Origin of the sequence: Amycolatopsis sp. MEPSY49, assembly GCF_051337345.1 — a bacterium.
GTDB lineage: Bacteria > Actinomycetota > Actinomycetes > Mycobacteriales > Pseudonocardiaceae > Amycolatopsis.
This window is the reverse complement of the sequence record NZ_JBDLYJ010000009.1, coordinates 266,950-290,165: the sequence shown is the minus strand read 5'-3', so window position 1 is coordinate 290,165 and position 23,216 is coordinate 266,950. Positions and strand designations below refer to the sequence as shown.

General features: G+C 72.6%; 20 protein-coding genes and 1 pseudogene. 14 read left to right on the top strand and 7 right to left on the bottom strand.

Annotated features, from left to right (window positions below; all coding sequences use genetic code 11):
• The first annotated feature begins 135 nt into the window (after window positions 1-135).
• Window positions 136-915 (top strand): hypothetical protein, encoded by a 780-nt coding sequence (locus tag ABFJ78_RS34495; protein WP_436391217.1) that lies wholly within the window; start codon window positions 136-138, stop codon window positions 913-915.
• 149 nt (window positions 916-1,064) lie between these two features.
• A complete protein-coding gene (locus ABFJ78_RS34490; RefSeq protein ID WP_436391215.1) occupies window positions 1,065-2,333 on the top strand; it encodes an alpha/beta hydrolase fold domain-containing protein in 1,269 nt (422 codons plus the stop codon).
• 3 nt (window positions 2,334-2,336) lie between these two features.
• On the opposite strand, the gene ABFJ78_RS34485 is transcribed toward ABFJ78_RS34490, so the two are convergent.
• Complete coding sequence (locus ABFJ78_RS34485) at window positions 2,337-3,059, bottom strand: GntR family transcriptional regulator (protein WP_436391213.1); 723 nt, start codon at window positions 3,057-3,059, stop codon at window positions 2,337-2,339.
• Window positions 3,060-3,108: 49 nt separating this feature from the next.
• Between ABFJ78_RS34485 and manD the strand changes: the two genes are divergently transcribed.
• From manD to ABFJ78_RS34440, 9 genes are all read left to right on the top strand, one after another.
• Complete coding sequence (gene manD, locus ABFJ78_RS34480) at window positions 3,109-4,317, top strand: D-mannonate dehydratase ManD (protein WP_436391211.1); 1,209 nt, start codon at window positions 3,109-3,111, stop codon at window positions 4,315-4,317.
• 5 nt (window positions 4,318-4,322) lie between these two features.
• Window positions 4,323-5,618 (top strand): mannitol dehydrogenase family protein, encoded by a 1,296-nt coding sequence (locus ABFJ78_RS34475; RefSeq protein WP_436391210.1) that lies wholly within the window; start codon window positions 4,323-4,325, stop codon window positions 5,616-5,618.
• Complete coding sequence (locus ABFJ78_RS34470) at window positions 5,618-6,985, top strand: MFS transporter (RefSeq protein WP_436391209.1); 1,368 nt, start codon at window positions 5,618-5,620, stop codon at window positions 6,983-6,985. The genes ABFJ78_RS34475 and ABFJ78_RS34470 overlap by 1 nt, the downstream gene beginning before the upstream one ends.
• The gene (locus ABFJ78_RS34465; RefSeq protein ID WP_436391208.1) at window positions 6,982-7,971 is read left to right on the top strand and encodes an L-idonate 5-dehydrogenase; all 990 of its coding nucleotides are present in this window, start codon (window positions 6,982-6,984) and stop codon (window positions 7,969-7,971) included. The genes ABFJ78_RS34470 and ABFJ78_RS34465 overlap by 4 nt, the downstream gene beginning before the upstream one ends.
• On the top strand, window positions 7,968-8,936 hold the full coding sequence (locus tag ABFJ78_RS34460; protein WP_436391207.1) for a sugar kinase: 969 nt from the start codon (window positions 7,968-7,970) through the stop codon (window positions 8,934-8,936). The genes ABFJ78_RS34465 and ABFJ78_RS34460 overlap by 4 nt, the downstream gene beginning before the upstream one ends.
• A gap of 116 nt (window positions 8,937-9,052) precedes the next feature.
• Window positions 9,053-10,189: an adenosylhomocysteinase gene (locus ABFJ78_RS34455; protein WP_436391205.1), complete on the top strand. Its 1,137-nt coding sequence runs from the start codon at window positions 9,053-9,055 to the stop codon at window positions 10,187-10,189.
• A gap of 63 nt (window positions 10,190-10,252) precedes the next feature.
• The gene (locus ABFJ78_RS34450) at window positions 10,253-11,128 is read left to right on the top strand and encodes an LLM class F420-dependent oxidoreductase (RefSeq protein ID WP_436391203.1); all 876 of its coding nucleotides are present in this window, start codon (window positions 10,253-10,255) and stop codon (window positions 11,126-11,128) included.
• A 173-nt stretch (window positions 11,129-11,301) separates the two neighbouring features.
• Entirely contained in the window at window positions 11,302-12,579 is a 1,278-nt protein-coding gene (locus ABFJ78_RS34445; RefSeq protein WP_436391201.1) for a hypothetical protein, read from the top strand.
• A gap of 166 nt (window positions 12,580-12,745) precedes the next feature.
• Window positions 12,746-13,393, top strand: coding sequence for a GTP pyrophosphokinase (locus ABFJ78_RS34440; RefSeq protein WP_436391199.1), 648 nt, complete (start codon window positions 12,746-12,748; stop codon window positions 13,391-13,393).
• 1 nt (window position 13,394) lies between these two features.
• Here the strand turns inward: ABFJ78_RS34440 and ABFJ78_RS34435 are convergent, their stop codons facing one another.
• Window positions 13,395-14,036 (bottom strand): TetR/AcrR family transcriptional regulator C-terminal domain-containing protein, encoded by a 642-nt coding sequence (locus tag ABFJ78_RS34435; protein ID WP_436391197.1) that lies wholly within the window; start codon window positions 14,034-14,036, stop codon window positions 13,395-13,397.
• The gene (locus ABFJ78_RS34430; protein WP_436391195.1) at window positions 14,033-15,352 is read right to left on the bottom strand and encodes a cytochrome P450; all 1,320 of its coding nucleotides are present in this window, start codon (window positions 15,350-15,352) and stop codon (window positions 14,033-14,035) included. The genes ABFJ78_RS34435 and ABFJ78_RS34430 overlap by 4 nt, the downstream gene beginning before the upstream one ends.
• Before the next feature lie 59 nt (window positions 15,353-15,411).
• Between ABFJ78_RS34430 and ABFJ78_RS34425 the strand changes: the two are divergent.
• Window positions 15,412-15,780 (top strand): annotated as a pseudogene (locus ABFJ78_RS34425) (ester cyclase); the annotation flags it as partial.
• Window positions 15,781-15,826: 46 nt separating this feature from the next.
• Here the strand turns inward: ABFJ78_RS34425 and ABFJ78_RS34420 are convergent.
• Window positions 15,827-16,798, bottom strand: a complete 972-nt coding sequence (locus ABFJ78_RS34420) for an EamA family transporter (protein WP_436391193.1) — start codon at window positions 16,796-16,798, stop codon at window positions 15,827-15,829.
• A gap of 68 nt (window positions 16,799-16,866) precedes the next feature.
• Between ABFJ78_RS34420 and ABFJ78_RS34415 the strand changes: the two genes are divergently transcribed.
• Entirely contained in the window at window positions 16,867-17,724 is an 858-nt protein-coding gene (locus tag ABFJ78_RS34415) for a LysR family transcriptional regulator (protein ID WP_436391191.1), read from the top strand.
• On the opposite strand, the gene ABFJ78_RS34410 is transcribed toward ABFJ78_RS34415, so the two are convergent.
• Window positions 17,712-18,362, bottom strand: a complete 651-nt coding sequence (locus tag ABFJ78_RS34410) for a DUF998 domain-containing protein (RefSeq protein WP_436391189.1) — start codon at window positions 18,360-18,362, stop codon at window positions 17,712-17,714. The two genes, ABFJ78_RS34415 and ABFJ78_RS34410, sit on opposite strands and share 13 nt — an antisense overlap.
• Before the next feature lie 210 nt (window positions 18,363-18,572).
• Between ABFJ78_RS34410 and ABFJ78_RS34405 the strand changes: the two genes are divergently transcribed.
• Window positions 18,573-21,032 (top strand): M14 family zinc carboxypeptidase, encoded by a 2,460-nt coding sequence (locus ABFJ78_RS34405; protein WP_436391187.1) that lies wholly within the window; start codon window positions 18,573-18,575, stop codon window positions 21,030-21,032.
• Between the two features lie 46 nt (window positions 21,033-21,078).
• Here the strand turns inward: ABFJ78_RS34405 and ABFJ78_RS34400 are convergent, their stop codons facing one another.
• The gene (locus ABFJ78_RS34400; RefSeq protein WP_436391185.1) at window positions 21,079-21,840 is read right to left on the bottom strand and encodes a LysE family transporter; all 762 of its coding nucleotides are present in this window, start codon (window positions 21,838-21,840) and stop codon (window positions 21,079-21,081) included.
• Between the two features lie 70 nt (window positions 21,841-21,910).
• On the bottom strand, window positions 21,911-23,005 hold the full coding sequence (locus tag ABFJ78_RS34395; protein WP_436391183.1) for a J domain-containing protein: 1,095 nt from the start codon (window positions 23,003-23,005) through the stop codon (window positions 21,911-21,913).
• Between the last annotated feature and the right edge of the window lie 211 nt (window positions 23,006-23,216).

The following is a 23,216-nucleotide window of genomic DNA, read 5'->3' as shown; positions in this document are numbered from 1 at the left end:
GCATCTTGCCAACCACTGCCGGATAGCGCTAACTTCGTGGCGCCAGACATCGGATGTCCAACCCGGTTCGCCGGGTCCGTCCGCCGACCGATGTGCACCCCTGCCGACCACCTCGTCAGGAAGGACACACCGACGATGCCCCAGTTCCCCCGCAGGACGGCCCTCGCCGTCGCCGCCCTCGCCGTCCCGATCCTGTTCAGCCCGCTCGCGCAAGCCGCCCCGCTCTGGCACCCCGACCCCGCCACCGACGGGCTCAAGGCCTTCGAGGGCATCGAAGCCGACCGCGGCAACCACCACCCGGACCGCAAGTACGTCGTCGTCGAGGGCGACCACTACCGCTTCAACATCTGGAAGGACGACCGCGACACCACCGGCGGCGGCGACCGTCAGCGCACCGAATCCAAGGGCATGGTGCAGAGCGGCACGACGCTCAAGATGCGCGACGGCGAGACCTGGACGCTCTCCTACGAGATGTACATCCCCGGCACCCTGCACGGCACCAGCAAGTTCACCCACATCTTCCAGACGAAGACGCCGTCCACCAACGGCGGCCCGTGGGTGACGCTGGACCTGACCCGCAGCGGCGGCAAGGAAATGCTGAACGCCCGCGCGTACGCCAACTCGGGTTCGCCGAGCATCGCGGCCACCGACCTGTCGCCGCTGCGGAACAAGTGGATCACCATCGAGTGGACGTTCACCCCGGGGGCCAAAGGCAAGGCGTCCTGCGTCATCCGCAACGGGACCGGGTCCGGCGCGCCGGTCGCGGCGCAGGGCAGCATGTCGAACGTGAACATCCCGGACCAGGGTGACTACGTGCGGCCCAAGTGGGGGATCTACCGCTCGGTCGAAAGCGCGTCGTCCGACATCCTGGACACCTACCTGCTGTTCCGGAACTACACGGCCGCGCGCAAGTAGCCTCATCGAAGCCGACGGTCCCGACGCCGCGCTGGGGTGGGCCGCCCGGGTCACCGCCGCGATCCACGCGCCGATCGAGGTGCGCGCGCTCGCCGGGTTCGCCGCCTGAGCCGTGGCGGCGGACCCCGGACCGGGGTGACACTGGCGCCATGAGGGTCGTCGACGGGTATCCCGGCACACGCCGCCCGTCGACGGCCGCGCGCTACCCCGACCCGCCACCGCTCAGGCGGGGACCGGTGCTGGTCACGGCCGCTTTCGCCGCCCTCGGCGGCGCTCTGATCCCGGCCGCCTCGGTGCCCGCGCTCTGGCGGGTCTGGCAGTTCTACGCGATGTTGTTCGCCCTGGTCGCCGCCATCCAGTTCATTTCCTTCGTGGCGGTCCTCGGGTGGCCGACCCGCAAGACCGCCCACGCCGGCGCGTTCACCGCCGCCGGCGGCCTCGCGCTGTGGGTGGCGAGCCGGCCGCTCGGGCTGCTCACGCGGTTCGACCCGTGGCAGCCCGCGGACACCGTCGTCGGCTTCACCGACTACGTCGCGGCCGCGCTGCAGGTCATCGCCGTCTTCGGCTTCCTGATCGTCGCACGGCGGCGCGCGCACCCGCGGCCCTCGCTGCCCCGGCGCGTGACGGCGTGGATCCTGCTGTTCCCGGTGCTGCTGGTGGTCCTCGCGGCCGGCGCGGCGGGCACGGTCGCGGCCGGTGACCGCATCAGCGGAACGGCCGCTTCGGCACTCTTGGACGGCAGCACCGTCGAGTACTGCCGTCCGGACGGCATCCCGCTCGCCATGGACCTCGCTCGCCCGGCCGGCCGAGCAGCCGCCCCGGTCGCACTCTTCCTGCACGGCGGCGGGCTCGTCTCCGGCAACCGCCGGCCGTCGGGCCCAGGCGCGCTCCTGGCCGGCTCGCGGCTGGTTCCCCTGCGCGACGCGCTGACGGCGCGCGGGTTCGCCGTCGCCTCGATCGACTACCGCCTCGCGCCCGCCGCACAGTGGCCGGCACCGCTGGAGGACGCCCGTTGCGCGGTCCGGTTCCTCAAGGCCAACGCGGAGGCGCTGAACCTCGACCCGGCGCGGATCGCGGCCGTGGGTACGGGAACAGGCGGCACCCTGGCGTCGCTGCTGGGCGTGGCCGGGAAGCCGGAGGTCCGCGCGGTGGCGGTGGTCGACGCCCCGGCGGACTTCGACTTGGCGGGCCTGGACCCGGTCACGCGCGCGTCGGTGCTGCTGGCACTGGGCCGTTCCCCGGCGACGCTGCGCGAGGCGAGCCCGCTGACGTACGCGGGTGCGGGCGCGCCACCGTTCCTGATCGCGGGCGGCCGGAAATCGGCCGAGTTCGCGGACCACCTGCGCGAGGCGGGCGTCCCGGTGACCACCGGCGGCGGCGATCCGGCCGAGGTGGCGCAGTTCCTGGCCACCGGCTGACGCTCACTCCCAGACGACGACGTTGCGCCGCGTCGGGACGGAGTCCGGGTCCGCGCTGAACAGCTCCGGGGACCGCTCCCGGATCCGCTCCACGTCCTCGAACACCGCGCGCAGGTGCCGCCGCATCGCCGTGCGGGCCACCGGGATGTCGCCCGCCCGCACCGCGTCGAAGATCTCCACGTGCTGCGTCGCGAACTCCGCCGGGGACTGCGCGTCGTAGAGGCCGAGGCGGCGGGCGCGGTCCAGGTGTCCCTTCGCCGACGCGACCGTCGTCCACGCGTTCCCGTGCCCGCTCAGCTTGAGCAGCCCCTGGTGGAACGCCTCGTCCAGCGCGAAGAACTCCTCGAGCCCGATCTCCGGGTGCCGCTGGCGCGCCAGGTTCTCCAGCAGCTCCTCGACCACGGTGTCGTCCAGCGAAGCGGGCAGGTCGTCGAGGGCCGCCAGCTCCACCGCTTCCCGCAGGAACTGCGCGTCCGCGACGCGCTGCGGGTCGACCCGCGAGACGAACGAACCGATCTGCGGGAACACCTGCACCAGGCCCTCGTCCGACAGCAGGATCAGCCCTTCGCGCACCGGCGTCCGGCTGACGCCGAGGCTCGCCGCCAGCTCGTTCTCCGACAGCGCGGCGCCGGGGGGCAGCTCCAGCGTCAGCACCTTGCGCCGCAGCGTCTCGTACACCGCGCGCCGGTTCGTCCCGCGCTTGTTCCGTTCGGTCACCCTTGACATCCTAGCCGACAGGGGCTTGTATACAAGTGCTGATGAACAGGAGCCGCCAGTGAGCAGGATCGAACGCGTCGAGGTGCTGGTCGCCTCGCCGGGCCGCAACTACGTGACGCTGCGGATCACGACGTCCGACGGCGTGACCGGGCTCGGGGACGCGACGCTCAACGGCCGCGAGCTGGCCGTCGCGAGCTACCTGCGCGACCACCTCGTCCCGCTGCTGATCGGCCGCGATCCCGCGCGCATCGAAGACACCTGGCAGTACCTGTACAAGGGCGCGTACTGGCGCCGCGGGCCGGTGACGATGACCGCGATCGCCGCCGTCGACACCGCGCTGTGGGATATCAAGGGCAAGGTCGCCGGCCTGCCCGTCTACCAGCTGCTCGGCGGCCGCGCCCGCGACGGCGTGCTGGTCTATTCCCACGCCAGCGGCGAAGACGTCCCGCAGCTGCTCGACGACGTCGCCCGCTTCCGCGACCTCGGCTACCGCGCGATCCGCGCGCAGGCCGCCGTCCCCGGCATCGCGGGCAGCTACGGCGTCCGCCACGGCAAGGTCTACGAACCGGCCGCGACCGCGCTGCCCGACGAGCAGCCGTGGAGCACCGAGGCCTACCTCGACTTCGCGCCGACGTACCTGCGCGAAGTCCGCGAGCGCTTCGGCTTCGACTTCCACCTGCTGCACGACGTCCACCACCGGCTCAGCCCGATCGAGGCCGCCCGGTTCGGCAAGAGCGTCGAGGACTGCCGCCTGTTCTGGATGGAAGACCCGACCCCGGCCGAAAACCAGGAGGCCTTCCGGCTCATCCGCAGCCACACGACGACGCCGATCGCCGTCGGCGAGGCGCTCACCTCCATCTGGGACGTCCAGCACCTCATCACCGAGCAGCTCATCGACTACGTGCGCACCACCGTCGTGCACGCCGGCGGGATCAGCCACCTGCGCCGCATCTTCGACCTTGCCGCGCTCTACCAGGTGCGCACCGGCTCGCACGGCGCCACCGACCTCTCACCGGTCACGCTCTCCGCGGCGGTGCACGTCGACATCTCCGTGCCGAACTTCGGGATCCAGGAGTACATGGGCTTCGCCGACGAGACCGCCGAGGTCTTCCACGGCGGCCCCATGTACGCCGACGGCGTGCTGCTGCCGTCCGAAGAACCCGGGCTGGGAGTCGAGTACGACGACGAAGCCGCGGAGAAGTTCCCGTACGATCCCCGCTACCTGCCGGTGGCGCGCCGCCTCGACGGCTCCGTCCACGACTGGTGACGGCGATGAAGCGACTCAGCTGGTCCACGGTGGACATCGACCGCGCCGGCCGGCGGCCGAAGATCGTCCATTTCGGACTCGGTGCGTTCCATCGCGCCCACCAGGCCGTGTACACCGAGGCCGCGGGGGAGCCGTGGGGCATCGCGGCAGTGGCGCCGCGTTCCACGGACGTCGTCACCGCGCTGCGCGAGCAGGACTGCTTCTACACGGTCACGGACACGACAACACGCGTCGTCGGTTCGATCGTCGAGGCGCTGCATCTGGGCAACGACGCCGCTCGGGTCGGCGAACTGCTCGCGTCGGAAGACGTCACGGTCGTGACGCTCACGATCACGGAAAAGGGCTACCGCGGCGGCCCGGTCATCGGCGCCCTCGCCTCGGGACTGGCCGGCCGGTTCCGGCGCGGCGGCGCGCCGATCACCGTGATCTCGTGCGACAACATGACCGGCAACGGCCGCGTGCTGGAGCGCGCCGTCCGAGAGTCCGTGACCGGGCCCGGCCGCGACCGGGTGCTGGCCTGGCTGGCGGAGTCGGTGGCGTTCCCGTCCACTGTGGTCGACCGGATCGTCCCGGCCACGTCCCCGGAACACCGTGCGAGAGCCGCCGAAGCGCTCGGCCTCGACGACGCCGTGCCGGTGTTCGCCGAGCCGTACCGCCAGTGGGTCCTCGAAGACGTGTTCGCCGCCGAAATCCCGCCGTGGGACGGCGCCCGGTTCGTCCCCGACGTCACGCCGTTCGAACAGCAGAAACTGCGGCTGCTCAACGGAACGCACTCGGCCCTGGCCTACCTCGGATCCGCCGCCGGGCACGAGACGATCGCCGAAGTCCTCGAAAGCCAGTGGGGCGAGCGGTTCGTCCGCGGTTTCGGCGCCGAAGCCGCCGCCGCCCTGCCCGGGGACCACGGGCCGTACGTCGAGCAGCTCGTCGAACGGTTCCGCAACCCGGACATCCGGCACCGGCTGAGCCAGATCGGCTCGGACGGTTCGCTGAAACTGCCCGAACGGTGGTTCGGCACCCTTCGTGACGCCGGCGGCAAACCCTTGCTGGAACTCGCGCTCGCCGGCTGGGCGCGCGCCACCGAACCGGACGTGAAGACCGGCATGACCGACCCCCTCGCCGAGGAACTGGCCACCTGCTGGCGCGCACCGGACGACGTAGAAGCCGTCCGGCGGCTGCTGCGGCTGGTCGGTGCCCCCGACGACGTCACCCTCCCGAAATCGGTCGCCCGCCACCTGCCCGCCCTGCGGGCCGGGCGCGTCGAATTTCTGACCCACCTGATCACGAGCAACGGAGCACAGTGATGACGGACAACCCACCGGCGGTGGCCGTGCAACGCCAGCAGAACCGCACCACCCGCGACCTGGTCCGGGCCGCGGTGTCCGGCTGGCTGGGCACGGCCATGGAGTTCATGGACTTCCAGCTGTACTCCCTCGCCGCGGCCATCGTCTTCAACAAGATCTTCTTCCCCGACGTCAGCCCGGCCATCGGCCTGATCGCGGCGATGGCGACCTACGGCGTCGGCTACGTCGCCCGGCTCGCCGGAGCCGTCTACTTCGGACGGATGGGCGATCGGCTGGGCCGCAAGAAGGTCCTGTTCATCACCATCTCGCTGATGGGCGTGTCGACGACGCTGATCGGCGCGCTGCCGACGTACCAGACCGTCGGCATCCTGGCCCCGATCCTGCTGGTCGCGCTGCGGCTGATCCAGGGCTTCGGCGCGGGCGCGGAGATCGCGGGCGCCACCGTGATGCTCGCCGAGTACGCGCCGGTGCGCCGCCGCGGCCTGATCGCCTCGCTGGTCTCGCTCGGCACCAACTCCGGCACGCTCGCCGCGTCGGCGTTGTGGGCGCTGCTGATCGGCGTGCTGTCCGACCAGCAACTGCTGTCCTGGGGCTGGCGGCTGCCGTTCCTGCTCAGCTTCGTGCTGATGGTCTTCGCCGTCTGGCTGCGCCGCAACCTCAAGGAGAGCCCGGTCTTCGAGGAACGGCCGGACGTCGTCGACGGCGTCGCGCTGTCCCGCACCGAGCTGGCGGACCAGGGCGTGCTGGAGGCGGGCCTGCGCCAGCGCAAGGGCAAGGCGTTCTTCCTCGCGCTGGGCCTGCGGTTCGGGCAGGCGGGCAACTCCGGCGTCGTGCAGACGTTCCTCGTCGGCTTCGTCGCGACGACGCTCGCGGTCAGCAAGTCGGTGCCCACCACCGCGATCGTCTACGGCTCCTTGCTCGGGTTCCTGACCGTGCCGCTGGTCGGCATGCTCGGCGACCGCTTCGGCCGCCGCCCGGTCTACATCGCGCTGACACTGCTGACGGCCGTGCTCGCGTTCCCGCTGATGTTCCTGATCACCAGCGGCACCACGCTCGCACTCGAAGTCGGCATGATCATCGCGCTCAACGTCGGCGTGCTCGGCCTGTTCTCGCTGGAGAGCGTGGCGATGGCGGAGCTGTTCGGCGCCCGCACCCGGTTCACGCAGCTCGCGCTGGCCAAGGAGATCGGCGGCATCCTCGCCACCGCCATCGGCCCGGTGGTCGCCGCGACGCTCACCGCGGCGACCGGGCACTGGTGGCCCGTCGCGGCGATGCTCGTCGTGTACTCGCTGATCACGCTGGTGGCGACCGTCCTGTCGCCGGAAATGCGCGGCCGCGACCTGGTCAGGCTGGAGGACGCCGCATGAAGGCAGTGATCGTCCACGGCGCGGGCGACGTGCGCGTCGACGACGTCCCGGACCCGGTGCCCGGCGCGGGCGAGGTGCTCCTCGCCGTCGAGTGGGGCGGGATCTGCGGTTCCGACCTGGCCTACTGGCGCCACGGCGCCTCCGGGACGGCGGTGCTCAAGCACCCGCTCGTCCTGGGCCACGAGGTGGCCGGGCGCGTCGACGGCCGGCCGGTCACGGTCCACCCTGCGCAGGTCGTCGGCGGCGAGCCGCTGCCGGAGCGGCTCGCCGGGCGCACCAACCTGCACCCGCGGGTCCGCTACTTCGGCTCCGCGGCCTTCGACCCGCACACCGACGGCGGCTTCTGCGAGTACAAGGTCGTCCCGGCCGCACAGGTCCGGGCGCTGCCGGACGGCGTCGGTACGCGCGAAGGCGCGCTGGCCGAACCCCTGGCCGTCGCGCTGCACGCCGTCCACCGCGCCGGTGACCTGCGCGGCCGCGACGTCCTGGTCAACGGCGCCGGGCCGATCGGCGCGCTGGTCGTGGCCGCCGCCAAGTACCGGGGCGCCCGCACGGTCGTCGCGGCGGACCTCACCGCCGAAGCCCTGGACATCGCGCGGGCCATGGGCGCCGACGACGTGCGCGACCTCGGCGCCGGCGACCGGCTCCCGGATGACGTCGAGATCGTCTTCGAGGCCTCGGGCGCCCCGGCCGCGCTGGGCGGGGTCCTGCGGGCGACCGCCCGCGGCGGCACGCTCGTCCAGGTCGGCAACCTGCCCGGCCGGCCCGCCCCGGCCGAGCTCGGTGACCTCGTCACCCGCGAGATCACCTGGACCGGGTCCTACCGGTTCGCCGGCGAGCTGGACGACGCGTTGACGGCGTTGGGCGACGGCCTCGACGTCACGCCGCTGATCACCCGGACCTTCGCCCTGGACCGGGCCGCGGAAGCACTGGCGGCGGCCGCCGGGGGAGCCGGCAAGGTCCTGCTGCGGATCGGGGAACGATGACGGGATCGGTCGTCACGCTTGGGGAGACCATGGCTCTCCTGACCACGCCGCCGGCCGGGCGGATCACCGGCGGCGCGGGGCTCGCGGTCGGCATCGGCGGCGCCGAGTCCAACGTCGCGATCGCGCTCGCCCGGCTCGACGTGCCGTGCACGTGGATCAGCCGCGTCGGCGACGACGCGCTCGGCACCCTGGTGGTGAAGGAGATCCGCGGCGAAGGCGTCGACGTCGTGGTGCGGCGCGACGACACCGCGCCGACCGGCATGATGCTCAAGGAACTGCGCGGCGGACGCCCGTGGCGGGTCCGGTACTACCGGCGCGACAGCGCGGCGTCACGGCTCTCGCCGGACGACGTCGACGAGAAGCTGATCGCGTCGGCGTCGATCCTGCACCTGACCGGCATCACGCCCGCGCTCGGTCCAGGGCCGCTCGCCGCCGTCGAACGCGCTGTCGAGCTGGCCCGCGCGCACGGGACGCTGGTGTCGTTCGACGTCAACCACCGCCGGTCGCTGTGGCCGGAATCGACGGCGGCGCCGGTGCTGGCGCGGCTCGTCGCGGCCGCCGACCTCGTGTTCGCCGGTCCGGCCGAAGCGACGCTGGTCTTGAGCGGCGAGTGGCCTCCTTCGGACGATTCGACGGTGGCCGAGGGCGCCGCCCTGGCCGCCCGGCTGACCGGCCGCGGACCCGCCACCGCCGTCGTCAAGCTGGGCGAGCTGGGTGCCGTGGCCCGGCACCGGGGCGAGACCGTGCACGTCCCGGCGCGGGCGGTCGACGTCGTCGACACGGTCGGCGCCGGGGACGCGTTCGTCGGCGGCTACCTGGCCGAACTGGCCGCCGGCCGGTCCGTTCACGAGTGCCTGGCGACGGCGACCGCGCTCGGCACGGCGGTGTGCACGGTGCGGGGCGACTGGGAGGGCATCCCGACCCGGGCCGAACTGGCCGCTTCGGACCTCGCGGTCGTGCGGTAGCTTCGAGGCATGGACGGACGGGCGATCTTCGGCGATCACTCGTACCGTTGCGACTTCTACGGTTGACGGATCCGCGCGCCCGGATCCCGCTTTCTTCGTCAACCGTAAGGAAAGTCATGTCTTCATCCCCGCACGCCGGTACGCACTGGGCCCTCAAGCACATGCCGCTGACCGCCACCGCCGTCGAAGAGGCCGCGCCGGTGCTCGCCGGGCGGCGCCTGGCGATGTGCCTGCACGTCGAACCCAAGACGGCCGCCCTGGTCACGCTGCTGGCCCGCGCCGGCGTCGAAGTCGCGCTGACCGGCTCGCCCGGCACCACCCACGACGACGTCGCTTCCGCGCTCCGCGAGCTCGGGGTGGCCGTGCACACCCGCCGGGCCGACGACGAGGCCGACCACGCCCGGAACGTCGCCGCGGTGCTCGCGTGCGAGCCGGATCTCACGCTCGACAACGGCGCCGACCTGACGCTTTCGCTGCTGCGGTCGGGCGTCCCGTCGGGCTGGCTCGGCGGCACCGAGGAAACCACGACCGGCGGCATCCGGCTGCGGGAGGAGCGCGTCGGCCGTCCGGTCGTCGTGATCAACGACTCGCGGCTGAAGCTGCTGGTGGAGAACGAGTTCGGCGTCGGCCAGAGCGTCGTGCAGGGTTTCCTCAACGCCACCAACCTGATGGTGCCGGGGATGCGCGCGGCGGTGCTCGGCTACGGGCCGTGCGGCAAGGGCGTCGCGGACACCCTCGCGCGGCTGGGCGCGCGGGTCGCGGTGTGCGACACCGACCCGATGCGGGCGCTGCAGGCCATTTTGGACGGTCATCGAGTCGGATCGTCGGCCGAGGTCTTGTCCGACGCCCAGGCGGTGTTCACGGCGACGGGCGCTCCGGGTGTGGTCGGGGCCGAGGAGCTGGCGGCCATACCCGACGGCGCCCTGATCGCCGGCGTCGGGCACTTCGCGTGGGAGATCGACGCGGTAGCGCTGCGGGCGGCGACGGTCCGCACGGTCGAGTACGGCGCGCCGGGCCGGCGGACCGGGCACGTGCTGGCCGACGGCCGGGAGGTCGTCGTCCTCGACCGCGGCCGGATGCTGAACCTGACCGCCGCGAACGGGAATTCGATCCAGGCCATGGACCTCGGGCTCACCCTGCAGGTCCGCAGCCTGGCGGCGGTGGCCGCGGGCGGGCTCGTCGACGGAGTTCAGCCGGTGCCGGCCCCGGTCGAGCACCGGATCGCCACCGATCTGGTGGCCGCGCTGGCTTGACCTGGAGCGCGCTCCAGCCTCTAGCGTGAGGTCACGCCGACCACACGTCAGGAGCACGCTTCCATGGAACTCGGTTTCCACCTCCCCATCTTCGACATCGACGGCGGGACCACCGCCATCGCCGGCGAGCTCGCCCGCGTGGGCGCCGCGGCGGAGGAGGCCGGGGCGACCTGGCTGTCCTTCATGGACCACTACTTCCAGATCGAGCCCACCGGCCTCCCCGCCGAGTCGAACATGCTGGAGGGCTACACGACCCTGGGCTTCCTCGCCGCGCACACGTCCCGGCTCGAGCTCGGCCTGCTCGTCACCGGCGTCACCTACCGGCACCCCGGCCTGCTCGCGAAGATCGTCACCACCCTCGACGTCCTCTCGGGCGGCCGGGCCGCACTGGGAATCGGCGCGGCCTGGTTCGAGCGCGAGCACCGGGGGATGGGCGTGCCGTTCCCGCCGGTCGCCGAGCGGTTCGAGCGGCTGGAGGAGACGCTGCGGATCTGCGGGCAGATGTGGGACCCGGCGGACAACGGCCCGTTCGACGGCAAGTACTACCAGCTCGCCGAGACGTTGTGCGCGCCGCAGCCGATCAACCGGCCGAAGGTGCTCATCGGCGGCGGCGGGGAACGCAAGACGCTGCGGCTCGTCGCCCAGTACGGCGACGCGTGCAACCTCTTCGCGTCGTCGCCTTCGGACGTGACGCACAAGCTGGACGTGCTGCGCCGCCACTGCGACGACGTCGGCCGCGACTACGACGAGATCCGCAAGACGGTCCTGGCCAACAACCCGCGTCCGACGCCGGAGACCCGCGACGACTTCGTCCGCGCCATGGCGGACTACGCGAAGCTCGGGATCCAGCAGGCGATCATCACGCCGACGACCGGCTCGCCCGCCGCGTGGATCGAGGGCATGGCGCCGGCCGTGCCGCAGCTGGCCGGACTGGGCTGAAGCTTTACCTCCGGATAACCCGCGCTCTGGTAGTCAGGAAGCGGCCGGCGGTCCGCCGGCCGCTCTTCTGTGTCCACTGTGGACTTCGTCTGGTCTTTTTCCTTTTGCGGTGAACCGTTCCCGGTGTAGCGCCGTGTGCCGTGGTGAGGTGGCGACCAGAGAGGAGGGGCTCGATGCCCCACGCACGCAGTACCGGACGACACCGCAAACCGGCGACGATCGGGCTGGTCGCGCTGCTGGGAGTCGCGGGGGCGACCGCGACGGCGATCGCGCTCAGCAGCCCGGCGAGCAACGCGGCCACGGAAAGCTGCGGCGGCCTGGACACGGCGCTGCAGAACAACCTGACGTTCATCGCGGGCCAGCAGGCCGCCCCGGACGCCCAGTCGGCGGCGAGGATCGCCAACCGCCAGGCGGTGGTGGACCAGATCCAGCAACGCCGGGCGGCCGCGGGCTGCGGCGGCGAGGTGGCGGCGAACGCGGTGGCGGCCCAGTGCGCGGCGGTCGCGCAGGCGGGTGAGAACGCGGCGGCCGAAGAAGACGCGAAGGGCAAGGCGGCGAACGGCAAGGCCGCGAAGCAGCAGGGCATGGCCGCTGAGAACGGTGCGGCGGATGAGAACGGCATGGCCGCCGAGAACGGTGCCGCGGACGAGAACGGTATGGCTGCCGGGAATGGGGCGGCCGACCAGAACGGCATGGCCGACGCCAACGGCATGGCCGACCAGCAGGAAGCCGCCGCCCAGGGCGAAGCCGCCGCCGGCAATGGCCAGGCCAGGCAGAAGAACAAGGCGGCGGGCAAGAACGCCAAGGCCGAGCAGCAGGATGCCGCCGCCCGAGACGAGGCGGCCGCCCAGGCCTGTGAAGTGGTCGAGCAGTGCGTGGCCCAAGCCGCGGGAGCCGCCGACGCCAACGGCATGGCCGCCGAGAACGGCATGGCCGACGAGAACAAGGCGGCCAAGCAGAACGGTATGGCCAACGAAAACGGCATGGCCGACCAGAACGGTATGGCCGGTCAGCAGGGCATGGCCAACGAGAACGGCGCAGCCAAGCAGAACGGTATGGCCGACCAGCAAGGTATGGCCAACGAGAACGGCATGGCCGACCAGCAGGGCATGGCCGACCAGAACGGCATGGCCAACGAGAACGGCGCGGCCGCCGAGAACGGCATGGCCGAGCAGAACGGCGCGGCCGCCGAGAACGCGGTCGCCAACGTCGACTGCGCCGCCATCCTCGACTGCGTCGCCCAGGCCGCGGCCGACCCGGCCGCCGCCGCGGACCAGCAGGGCATGGCCACCGCCCAGAACGACAACGGCCAGCACAAGGCCAAGGGCAAGAACAAGAACGACAACGCGGCCGAGCAGGCCGCCGCGGTCGCCGTCGCCGAAAAGTGCGTCGCGGCCGGCAACCAGAACGAAACCGCAACCGCGACCGAAAGCGTGACCGCCGGCAAGTGAGACCAGGTGGGTGTGCGCCGGTGGCGGGCCGGTGCACACCCACCGTCAACTCGAAGTCACCCGATCCGGTGACCGGCGGGAACTCCGCCCCACCGCCGTTCGTTGATCAGACGAAGCGCAGTAACCTGGAGCGCGCCCAGACGACCATCGACAGCACGAGGCTTCAGTGACCACCGATCCGGCGGCCGACGACCTGCGGGAGGCGGCCGACGAGCTCGCCGTCGCCGGGCAGCTCCCGCGGTTCCTGCTGATGTACAAGTTCGCCATCGAAGAGCTGATGACGAAACTGCGGATTCTCAGCGAGGAATTCGACTTCGTCCACCAGCACGACCCGATCGAGCACATCACGAGCCGGGTCAAGCGGCCGGAGGCCATCAAGGAGAAGGTCCGCCGCCGCGGCCTGGGTGACGACTGGGTCGCCGCCGCGCACGTCCTCGACGACATCGCCGGCATCCGCGTCGTCTGCCCGTTCGTCTCCGACGTCCACGAGGTCGCCCGGATGCTCACCGCGCAGGACGACGTCGAGCTGTTGCGCACCAAGGACTACATCACCCGGCCGAAGGCCAACGGCTACCGCAGCCTGCACCTGATCGTCCGGATCCCGGTGTTCCTGTCCGACCGCGTCGAGAAGGTCAAGGTCGAGGTGCAGCTGCGCACGATCGCGATGGACTTCTGGGCGGCCGTCGAGCACAAGCTGTCCTACAAGTACGCCGACCGCGTCCCGGACGACTTCGCGGGCGAGCTCGCGGCCGCGGCCCGCACGGCCGCCGACCTCGACGCCCGGATGGCCGCCCTCCACGAACGCATCCGCTGAGTCACGGCGCCAGCGCGTCGAGCAGGATCCCCAGCCCGAACTCGAACTCCGCCTCGTGGTCGCACACCGCCAGATAGGGCGCCGCCTCGGCGACGGCCGGCAGCCCGGACGCCGAGAGGTCCGCGAGGCGGCCCAGGTCGCCGGTCCTGCTGAACGTCGGGGCCGCCTCGACCTCCCGCATCAGCGTGCCGATCAGGAAAGCCAGCACCGCGCGCAACCCGTGCACCGCGCGCTCCGGCGGGTAGCCCGCCGCGAGCAGCGGGCCGAGCACCGCTTCCACCGGCGCGAGCGCCGTCATCGACGCCAGCTGCCGGGTCAGCACGAGCGGCGCCGCGCGCGGGTGGTCGAGCATCGCGTCCCGGAAACCGTGCGCCAGCCCGGCCATCGTCTCCCGCAGGCCCCCACCGGGCACCGGCGCCGGGATTGCCGCCAGCAGCACCTCGGCGACCCCGTCCAGCAGGGCGTCCTTGCCGTCGACGTGGTTGTACAGGCTCATCGGGTCGACGCCGAGCCGGCGCGCGAGCTTCCGCATGCTCACGGCCTCGAGCCCCTCTTCGTCGACGAGCGCGAGGGCCTCCCGCAGGATCCCCTCCCGCGACAGGCCGCCGGCCTCCTTGGGCGGCCGCCCGCGCCGGGCCGTCACGGGGTGAGCACCGCGGGCAGCACCTCGTAACCGCGCAGGATCCGCGTGTCGCGGCGCCGGCCCCCGGGCAGCACGCGCAGCCCGGGGAACCGGTCGAAGATCGTGCGCAAGCCGATTTCGCCCTCCATCCGCGCCAGGGACGCCCCCAGGCAGTGGTGGCGGCCGGAGCCGAACGACACGTGGTCGCGCGCGCCGTCCCGCGTGACGTCGAACGTGCCCGGGTCGGCGAACACCAGCGGGTCGCGGTTCGCGCCGGCCAGCACGGTGGTCACCAGCGCCCCGCGCGGCAGCGGGACGCCCGCGACCTCGGTCGCGCGCGTCGCCAGGCGCCCGGTCAGCAGGACCGGCGGGTCGTACCGCAGGACCTCCTCGACGGCGTTGCCCCACAGTTCCGGCCGCTCGCGCAGCACGGCGAGCTGCCCGGGATCGCCCGCCAGCAGCGCGATCCCGCTGCCGAGCAGGTTGACCGTCGTCTCGAACCCGGCCGCCAGCACCAGGCCCGCGGTGGACTTGAGCTCGGTCTCGGTGAGCCCGACGCCGCCGTCGCGAGCCGCGACGAGCTTGCTGAACAGGTCCTGGCCCGGGTGCCGGCGCAGGTGGTCGAGGTGCTCGCCGAGCCAGGCGTCGAACTCGGCCAGCGCGGTCTCGACGTCACGGAACGTCCGCCAGCCCAGGCCGAGGTCGAGGCTGGGGGCCGCGGCCGCGCCCAGCGACAGCACCTTGCCCAGGTCCGACGGCGGCACGCCGAGGATTTCGCTGATCACCGTCACCGGGAGCAGCCCGCAGTAGGACTCGACGAGGTCGAGCGGACGGCTCGGGTCGAGCTCATCGAGCAATCCGTCCGCGATCTCCTGGACGCGGCCGCGCAGCTGCTCGACCGCGCGCACGGTGAACACGCCGGTGACGAGCTTGCGGTAGCGGGTGTGCTCGGGCGGGTTGACCGCGAGCAGCGACGGCGGCCGCACCGGGTGCAGGTGCTCGCCTGCCGACCACTCGACCAGCCGGCCGAGCGGGGAGCCGTCGGAGCCGATGACGCCGACGCGGAAGTCGTCGCTGGACAGCACTTCCCGCACGGCGGCGTGCGTGGTGGTCATCCAGCCGAAGCGGGTGCGGGCGAGCGGGCCGGCCGCGCGGATCTCCTCGAAGAGCCCCGTCAGGTCGCGCCCGTCGGCCGCGGCGACCACCATCCGCCCCTGCAGGTCCCCGCGCCGGGCTTCGCGGCGCAGCACGGTCCGGGGGAGCGCGTGGCCGAGCCCCCACCTGATCACCGGCTTGGCGCGGGCGAGGGTTCCTGCGAGCACGGCGTCCCCTTCCATCGGCGTGCCTACAGTGTAGGTTATCGTCGATTACCTACGTCGTAGATTTAAGGAGCGCGATGAGCGAGTTCGACATCCCCGGTCCGGAAGTCCTGGCGGCGCGGCAGAAGCTGGTCCTCGACCACTTCCGCGACGAGGTCGCCCAGGACTGGGACGCGACGCTCTCGACGTTCCCGCACCCGCACTACGAGGTCGTCGCGACGATGACCGTCCACGACGGCGACGGCGCGGTCCGCGGCTACTACCACGACACCCGCACCGCGTTCCCCGACCAGCACCACGAGCTGATCGCGCTGCGCCACAGCGCCGACGCGGTCGTCGTCGAGTTCTGGCTGCTGGGCACGCACCTCGGCCCGTTCGGCGCGATCCCGGCGACCGGGTCCCGCTTCCGCGTCCGCATGACCGCGTACTTCGTCTTCGACGCGGAGGAAAAGCTGGTCTGCGAGCGCATCTACTTCGACACGCTCTCGATGCTCAAGCAGCTGATCGGCGGGGTGGACAAGAAGAACCCGAAGAACTGGCCGCTGCTGCTGCGCGTGGCCCGGGGCTTCCTGGCGATGTCGGGCGCGCAGCCCGATCCGCGGCTGACGGAGACGACGGAACCGGTCCTGCGGGAGGTCTGAGCACCGCGAGGACGTTGACCGCGACGATCACCGCGATCGCCGCCCACGACAGCTCGTCGAGGCGCTGGCCGAGCACGACCCACCCGACGAGCGCCGCCAGCACCGGGTTCACGCTCATCACCGTGCCGAACACCGACGCCGGGACCCGCCGCAGCGTCAGCAGGTCGGCCAGCATCGGCACCGCCGACGACAGGACGCCGGCGGTCACCGCCGCGAGCACCGCGCCGAGGTCCGGCCGGTGCGCGATCATCGCGAAGACGCCGACCGGCACGTACGCGAGCCCGGACGCGCCCGCGGCGGCCGCCGAGCCCGCGACGCCGGGGATGCGCGCGCCGACCGCCCGGTTGAGCAGGATGTAGGCCGCCCAGCACGCGGCCGCCAGCAGCGCCAGGCCGATGCCGAGGTAGTCCGTGCTCGGCCGGGGCCGCACCAGCACCACCACCGCGGCCGCCGCGACCAGCGCGCCCAGCAGGTCGCTCCGCCGCCGCGACCCGGCGAGGGCGACGCCGAGCGGGCCGAGGAACTCCAGCGTGACGGCCAAGCCGAGGCCGACGCGGTCCACCGCGCTGTAGAGCGAAAGGTTCATCGTCCCGAACACGAGCGCCAGGGCCAGCACGAGCCGCCACTGGGCGGCGGTGAACGCGCGCAGGCGCGGCCGCGCGGTCGTGAGCAGCACCACGGCCGCGACCCACTGCCGGACCGCGACGACGCCGGCCGGCCCGAGGTGCGGGAAGGCCAGCGCCGCGACCGACGCCCCCACCTGGTTGGCCAGCCCGCTGCCCGTCATCAGCACCGCGCCGCGCCAACGTCCTTCGCTCGTCATGCCCCGACTATCGGCGCCCGCGAAGCATACGCAAAATGCATCCGACACGTCGGCTATACGCTGGCCGCATGGATGCCTCGCTGGAGCTGCGCCACCTGCGGCACTTCGTCGCGGTCGTGGACAGCGGGAGCTTCACCGACGCCGCGATCGAACTCGGCGTCTCGCAAGCGACGGTGTCGCGGACACTGCTCGCGCTCGAGCGGATCCTCGGCGTCCGGCTGCTGCACCGCACCAGCCGGACCGTCGAGCCGACCACGGCCGGCGTCACGGTCCTCGCCCGGGCGAGGACTTTGCTGGCCGACGCCGAAACGCTGGTGCACGAGGTCACGACCGGGCACACGCGGCTGCGGCTGGGGCACGCGTGGTCCGCCCTGGGCAAGCACACCGCGGAGTTCCAGCGGCGCTGGCACGACCGGTACCCCGACGTCGAGCTGCAGCTCGTCCGGACCAACACGGCGACCGGCGGACTGGCCGAGGGGCGCTGCGACCTGGCCGTCGTGCGCACCGCCGTCGACACGCGCCGGTACAGCCACGCGCTGGTCGGCCGCGAACGCCGGTGCGTCGCGCTCGCCTCGGACGACCCGTGGGCGCGGCGCCGCGTGATCCGGTTCGCCGAACTGGGGGAGCGGACGCTCGTCGTCGACCGGCGCACCGGCACCACGACGCCGGACTTGTGGCCCGAAGAGGCACGGCCCGCGGTGGAGTACACGCACGACATCGACGACTGGCTGGCGGCGATCGCGACCGGGCGCTGCGTCGGCGTCACCCCGGAGGCGACCGCGGCGCAGTACCGGCGTGACGGCATCCGCTACCGGCCGCTGCGCGACGCGGACCCGGTGCCGGTCCGGCTGATCTGGCGCCACCACGACGCCCACCCGGCGACGCACCTCGCGGCCGCCCTGCTGACGGAGCTCTACCGCACCTGACTCCGCGCCGGAGCGAGCAGGACGCCCAGCGCGACCAGCTCGGTCAGCGCCATCCCGCGTTCGACCAGGCCCAGCGGGATGAGCGTCCACCAGCGGCCGCCGTCGGCCGCGGCCACCACGACCGCGCCCAGGATCACCGCGAACCAGGCCAGCGACGCGATCGCCAGCACGCGCGCCAGCCGGCGGCGGCCGGGGGAGTCCGGGAACGCCGTGCGCGCCGCGACCAGCACCGCGAGCGGGAGCGCGACGAACGCCACCACGCTGGCGATCCGGTGCAGCGTGCCGCCGAAGTCCGCGCGCGAGACCGTGGCCCAGTCCGGCTTGGGGAAGGCCACGATGACCAGCAGCCCGACCGTCCACAGTGTCCCGAGCAGGGCCGCGGGCACGGGCAGCCGCCGCTGGCTGTGCAGGACGGCGAGCCCCGCCGCCGAGCCCAGCGCCACCAGGATCACCGCGAGGTCGAACACCCACTTGTGGTCCGACAGGCCGTATTCGCTGATCGTGCGGCGGGTCGCGCTGATCTCGTCGGTCGGCGGGATGACCTGCAGCAGCAGCACCAGGGCGGCGCCGACCGCGAGGGCGGCGATACCGCTCAGCGAAACCGCGAGCGAGGTTCGTCGCGCAGGGACCGTGACCATGAACCGACAGTAGCCGACTGCCGGTTGAACTCCCGGTGAAATGTCCTTTCGGGCGGCCGAAGGTGTGAAAGCGGGGTGAAGGCTGTACGACTTACGGCGGTTACCGTAGCCCGTTTTCGTCCATTACGGTCATCCGCTACCGGTACGTCCGTGCTGTGCCGGCCTCGGTCAAGGAGGTCTTTGCCTGTGGGGAATTCACCAAGAAGACTGGTGCTGGCGGCTTCGGTCGTGGCGCTGGCGGCGGCGTTCGTCGCGTTACCGGCCGGTACCGCCGGCGCGGCCCAGAACATCCTGCGTGCCGACAAATCGGTACCACGCTCGTGCTTCGCGAAAGTGCAGCCCAAGGGCACCTCGGGCGTCGATCGCCGCGAGCTTACGTCCACTGTGGACGGTTTGGTGCAGGCCCGGCTGCGGCCGGTCCCCGGCACCGAAGGCGACTGGGACGTCGCCGTGTTCGACAAGGCGACGGGCGCGGTGGTCGCCGCCTCGACGGCGTTGCGCACCCACGAACTCGCCGAGAGCTTCGTGAAGAAGGGGCAGCAGCTCGTCGTCCAGGGCTGCCGCTACGGCGGCCCGGCCGGCCAGGCCCAGCTCGGCGTCGACTTCCTCGCGCTCACGCCGCAGGGCACGCCGACGACCGTGCAGAAGGCGCAGCTGGTCCGGGTGGAGACGCCGACGCGCGCCGACAAGAACAAGCTGACCGCCTCCGGCCTCGACGTCACGGAGAAGGGTGACGCGACCGGGGTCGAGGTCGTCCTCGCCGACGACGCCGACCGCCAGACGCTCAAGAACACCGGCTTCAAGTCGAAGGTCATCGAGGCCGACCTGTCGGCCAAGTCCGTGCAGGACGCGAAGACCGACCGCCAGTACGCCGCGACCACGGCCGCCTCGGCGCTGCCGTCCGGGCGCACGAGCTACCGGCACCTCTACGACTACAACTACGAACTGAAGGAGCTGGCCCGCAAGAACCCGGGCCTGGTCTCGGCGTTCACCATGCCCGAGTCGACGTGGGAAGGCCGTGACGTCGTCGGGATCGAGATCGCCACCGACGTCAAGAACGTCACCGACGGCAAGCCGGTCAACTTCACCATGGGCGTGCACCACGCGCGCGAGTGGCCGGCCGGCGAGCACGTCATGGAGTGGGCGTACGAGCTGATCAACGGCTACTCCCGCGACGCGGCGATCCGGAGCATGGTCGGCAAGACCCGCAACATCGTCGTGCCGATCATCAACCCGGACGGGTTCGAGATCTCCCGCGAAGCCGAGCCCAAGGGTGACTTCACCCGGTTCGACTACGAGATGAAGCGGAAGAACTGCAACGTCAACGACTCGCCGGCGCAGTACTCCACCGGCGTGTGCAAGGCCAACCCGGCCGGCCGCCTGCGCGGCACCGACCCGAACCGCAACTACGGCGGGTTCTGGGGCGGCAACGGCGCCGAGATCGCCTGGAGCGGCGACACCTTCCGCGGGTCCGCGCCGTTCAGCGAGCCCGAAGTGCGCAACGTGCGCTCGATCGTGTCCTCGCGCCAGGTGACGAACCTGATCACGATGCACACCGTCGCGGCGCTCGTGCTGCGCCCGCCGGGCGTGGCGGACGTCCGCCCGCCGCTGGAGGAGCCGGCCTACAAGGCCCTCGGCGACAAGCTGGCCTCGCGCAACGGCTACGTCAGCGAGCCGAGCTGGGCGCTGTACGACACGACGGGCACCACCGAGGACTGGTCGTACTGGGCCACCGGCGGCTGGGGCTTCACCATCGAGGTCGGCGGCAACGGCTTCCACGGGCCGTACGCCGACAGCGTCGTGGCCGAGTACGAGGGCCTGGCCCCCGCGGCCGGGGCGGGCAAGGGCGGCAACCGCCAGGCGTTCCTCGACATGCTGGGCAACGCGGCCGACCCGCAGCAGCACTCGACGCTGATCGGCTCGGCGCCGAAGGGCTACCAGCTCAAGCTGCACAAGACGTTCCAGACGCCGACGTCACCGGTGATCCAGCCCGACGGCTCCACCAAGCCGCCGATCTACATCACCGACGACCTGAACTCGAAGCTCACCACCACCGGCGGGCGGTTCGCCTGGTCGGTCAATCCGTCGACCCGGCCGTACGTGGCCGGCCGCTACGGGCGCGACCCCCAGGGCCCGGCGCAGCAGGGCTTCGCGGTCGCCAACCCGGCCGGTGTGCCGCCGATCAACCAGAACTACCCGGCGGACGCGACGGCGGAGAGCTTCACCTTCCACGTCGACGGCCTGCCGAAGGTGGACAACGGGAAGTTCAGCGTCAACATCAACTGGGCCAACACCGCGACCGACTGGGACCTGTTCGTCTACGACGCGGCGGGCAACCTGGTCAGCTCGTCGGCCAACGGCGGCACGACGTCCGAGCACGCCGTGCTGTTCGACCCGCCGGCCGGCGACTACAAGGCCGTGGTGGTCAACTACGACCAGGCCGACCCGGCCACGGTCGACGACTGGACCGGGGACGTCTCGTTCGCGTCGCCGATCCCGCCGACGTACGGGACGAAGGAGGCCTACCAGCTGACCTGTTCGTCGCCGAAGGGCCAGCTCGTGGGGGTCGCGGACGTGTTCGTCGACCGCGGCCAGACGGTCGACGTCGGTGAGGTCTGCACCCGCTCCGCGCACGCGCAGAAGCAGCGCGCTTCGGGTGGGGCCCGGTAGTCGGTTCGTTGCTCGTGAAGGCCTCCTCGCTTCGGCGGGGAGGCCTTCACGGCGTTACGGCGAGGGTGACGCCCAGGACCACGAGGATCGTGCCCACGACGCGGTTGAGGGCCGGTTCCGCGCGGGCGTACCAGCGCTGGGTGGCGGGGGAGGAGAACAGCAGCGCGACGCTGAGGTGCCACGCGGTGGACGCGACGACGATCAGCGCGACCGCGGCGAGCTTGACCGCGGTGGGCTCGGTGGGCGGCAGCGTCGCGGTCAGCACGCTGCCGAAGAACGCCGCGGCCTTGGGGTTGGTCAGGTTGCTGACGGCTCCCCGGCGGAAGTTCACCGCGTGCCGGGCGCCGGGCAGGTCATGCCGGGTGCTCGCGGGCCGGGGATCGCCGGGCCTGTCCTGCGGGCCGGTCTTGAGCGGCTCGCTCTGTGGGGCCGCTTGCTTGCCAGGCCCGCCCGGCCGGGCGTCCCCGAGCGGCTCGCTCTCCGAGGCCGTTCGTCCGCCGGCACCGGCGTCCGGTGCGCGGGCCCGCCACCACAGCCGCACTCCGAGCCAGGCGAGGTACCCGCCGCAGACCACCCGCAACGCCGTCGCCAGCCACGGGGTCCGGGCCAGCACGCCGCCGAGCCCGAACACGGCGACCGCGGCCAGCACCCCGCCCGCCGCGACCACCCCGAGCGCGACCGCCACCGCCGCCCGGCGCGTCCCGGCCGCGGCCGTGTGCGCGATGAGCACGAAGTTCGGCCCCGGCGAGACGGCCGCCGGGAGGTAGGCCAGCAGCACCGTGCCCAGTGTGGCCGCGGCGGTGTTCACGGCGGACAGCCTGGCACGGCGGCCACCGGGCAGCGCACCGCGGCGGACTCCGCCGACGTGGCCGTGGCGCTCACGCCGCGCGGCCGCCCCCGCCGACCACCTGGTCGCGCATGGTCCGCAGCGCCTGGTGATCCACTGTGGACGGATCGGCGGCCAGCCACTCGCCGATCTCGTGCAGGAACTCCTCCGGCGTCATCGGCGCCGCGGGCAGGTCGCCCGGATCGGCCGTGGTCAGCTCGCCGCTGCGGCTCGGGTACACGATCATCGCCCCGCGCAGCGCGACCCCGGGCAGCAGGTCGCGGTAGGCGGCGAGGCTCTCGGCGAGCCGGCTGCCGCCGCCGCGGAACGGGCGGCCGTTGCGCAGCAGCCTGCCGTCTTCGGCCGTCTCGTAGTGCCCGGGCAGCCACAGCTTCGACTCGATGAGGACCAGGCGCTTCCCGCACAGCACGGCGTGGTCGACGTCGGCGAACACCGAGCCGGGCCAGGCGAGCCCGTGGAAGATCCGCGCGCCGGGCAGCCGGGTCAGGTAGGTCTCGAGCAGGTCGGCGGTGAGCCGCTCGGCCAGCTCGTCGCGCTCGCTGCCGGGGGCGCCGAAGACGGTGCGGCCGCCGAACTCCTCGGCGTAGGCCTCTCGGGCCCGGCTCGCCCGCAGGTAGCCGCGGGCCAGGCGCTGGACGAGCAGCGCGGTGCCGGCGGTGAGCAGCAGCCAGACGATGAGCACCGGCGTGCTGAACCCGACCCCGGTGACCAGCGGCAGCAGCACGAGCACCATCCCGCCGAGCGCGGCGACCACGGGCGTGTGCCCGGGCCCGCGGCGGCGGCCGTGGCGCATCCGGGTGTCCTGCCCGGCGAAGTGCCACCAGCTCAGGTCTTCGGCGTCGAGTTCGGGCAGGTCGGGGACGAAGCCGGGCTCGTCGCCGAAGCGCCGCCGGGGCCGCGGCCGGACCGGGACCGGCACCACGGTCGCGCCGCCGGAGTCGTACCGCGCGCGGGCGACCGGGTCGCCCAGGACGTCGTAGGCCTCGCGGAGCAGGCGGAACGTGCCGACGGTGCCGCCGCCGTCGGGGTGCATGGTCTTCGCCAGCCGGCGGTAGGCCGTCTTGACGTCGGCCGCCGTGGCGTCCCGGCGGACGCCGAGCACCTCGTAGTAGTCGACCTCGGGCACGCGGGCGTTCACCTCCGGATGGCTGCGCGAAGACTTTATGGGACCCGGTTTCCCGGTCTCCCACCGCCTCTTCGGCGCGTCGGGGTGATGCTCCTCCGGCGCAGGTCAGTGCGGTGTCCGAAGTTCTACCGCCGACGGTGCTCGCGGCGCGCGGCCGGTCTCCGCGCTCCGGCCGGTCGCGTGATCGGGCGCCGGGCGGGCTTTCCGGGGC

What these genes read in the sequence shown, in the direction of transcription:
- ABFJ78_RS34475 (WP_436391210.1), top strand. Translation starts at nt 4,323, where the DNA reads ATGAAGCGACTCAGCTGGTCCACGGTGGACATCGACCGCGCCGGCCGG.
- ABFJ78_RS34485 (WP_436391213.1), bottom strand. Translation starts at nt 3,059, where the DNA reads ATGTCAAGGGTGACCGAACGGAACAAGCGCGGGACGAACCGGCGCGCG.
- ABFJ78_RS34410 (WP_436391189.1), bottom strand. Translation starts at nt 18,362, where the DNA reads ATGGTCACGGTCCCTGCGCGACGAACCTCGCTCGCGGTTTCGCTGAGC.
- ABFJ78_RS34455 (WP_436391205.1), top strand. Translation starts at nt 9,053, where the DNA reads ATGTCTTCATCCCCGCACGCCGGTACGCACTGGGCCCTCAAGCACATG.
- ABFJ78_RS34465 (WP_436391208.1), top strand. Translation starts at nt 6,982, where the DNA reads ATGAAGGCAGTGATCGTCCACGGCGCGGGCGACGTGCGCGTCGACGAC.
- ABFJ78_RS34460 (WP_436391207.1), top strand. Translation starts at nt 7,968, where the DNA reads ATGACGGGATCGGTCGTCACGCTTGGGGAGACCATGGCTCTCCTGACC.
- ABFJ78_RS34415 (WP_436391191.1), top strand. Translation starts at nt 16,867, where the DNA reads ATGGATGCCTCGCTGGAGCTGCGCCACCTGCGGCACTTCGTCGCGGTC.
- ABFJ78_RS34445 (WP_436391201.1), top strand. Translation starts at nt 11,302, where the DNA reads ATGCCCCACGCACGCAGTACCGGACGACACCGCAAACCGGCGACGATC.
- ABFJ78_RS34470 (WP_436391209.1), top strand. Translation starts at nt 5,618, where the DNA reads ATGACGGACAACCCACCGGCGGTGGCCGTGCAACGCCAGCAGAACCGC.
- ABFJ78_RS34420 (WP_436391193.1), bottom strand. Translation starts at nt 16,798, where the DNA reads ATGACGAGCGAAGGACGTTGGCGCGGCGCGGTGCTGATGACGGGCAGC.
- ABFJ78_RS34430 (WP_436391195.1), bottom strand. Translation starts at nt 15,352, where the DNA reads ATGGAAGGGGACGCCGTGCTCGCAGGAACCCTCGCCCGCGCCAAGCCG.
- ABFJ78_RS34495 (WP_436391217.1), top strand. Translation starts at nt 136, where the DNA reads ATGCCCCAGTTCCCCCGCAGGACGGCCCTCGCCGTCGCCGCCCTCGCC.
- ABFJ78_RS34490 (WP_436391215.1), top strand. Translation starts at nt 1,065, where the DNA reads ATGAGGGTCGTCGACGGGTATCCCGGCACACGCCGCCCGTCGACGGCC.
- ABFJ78_RS34450 (WP_436391203.1), top strand. Translation starts at nt 10,253, where the DNA reads ATGGAACTCGGTTTCCACCTCCCCATCTTCGACATCGACGGCGGGACC.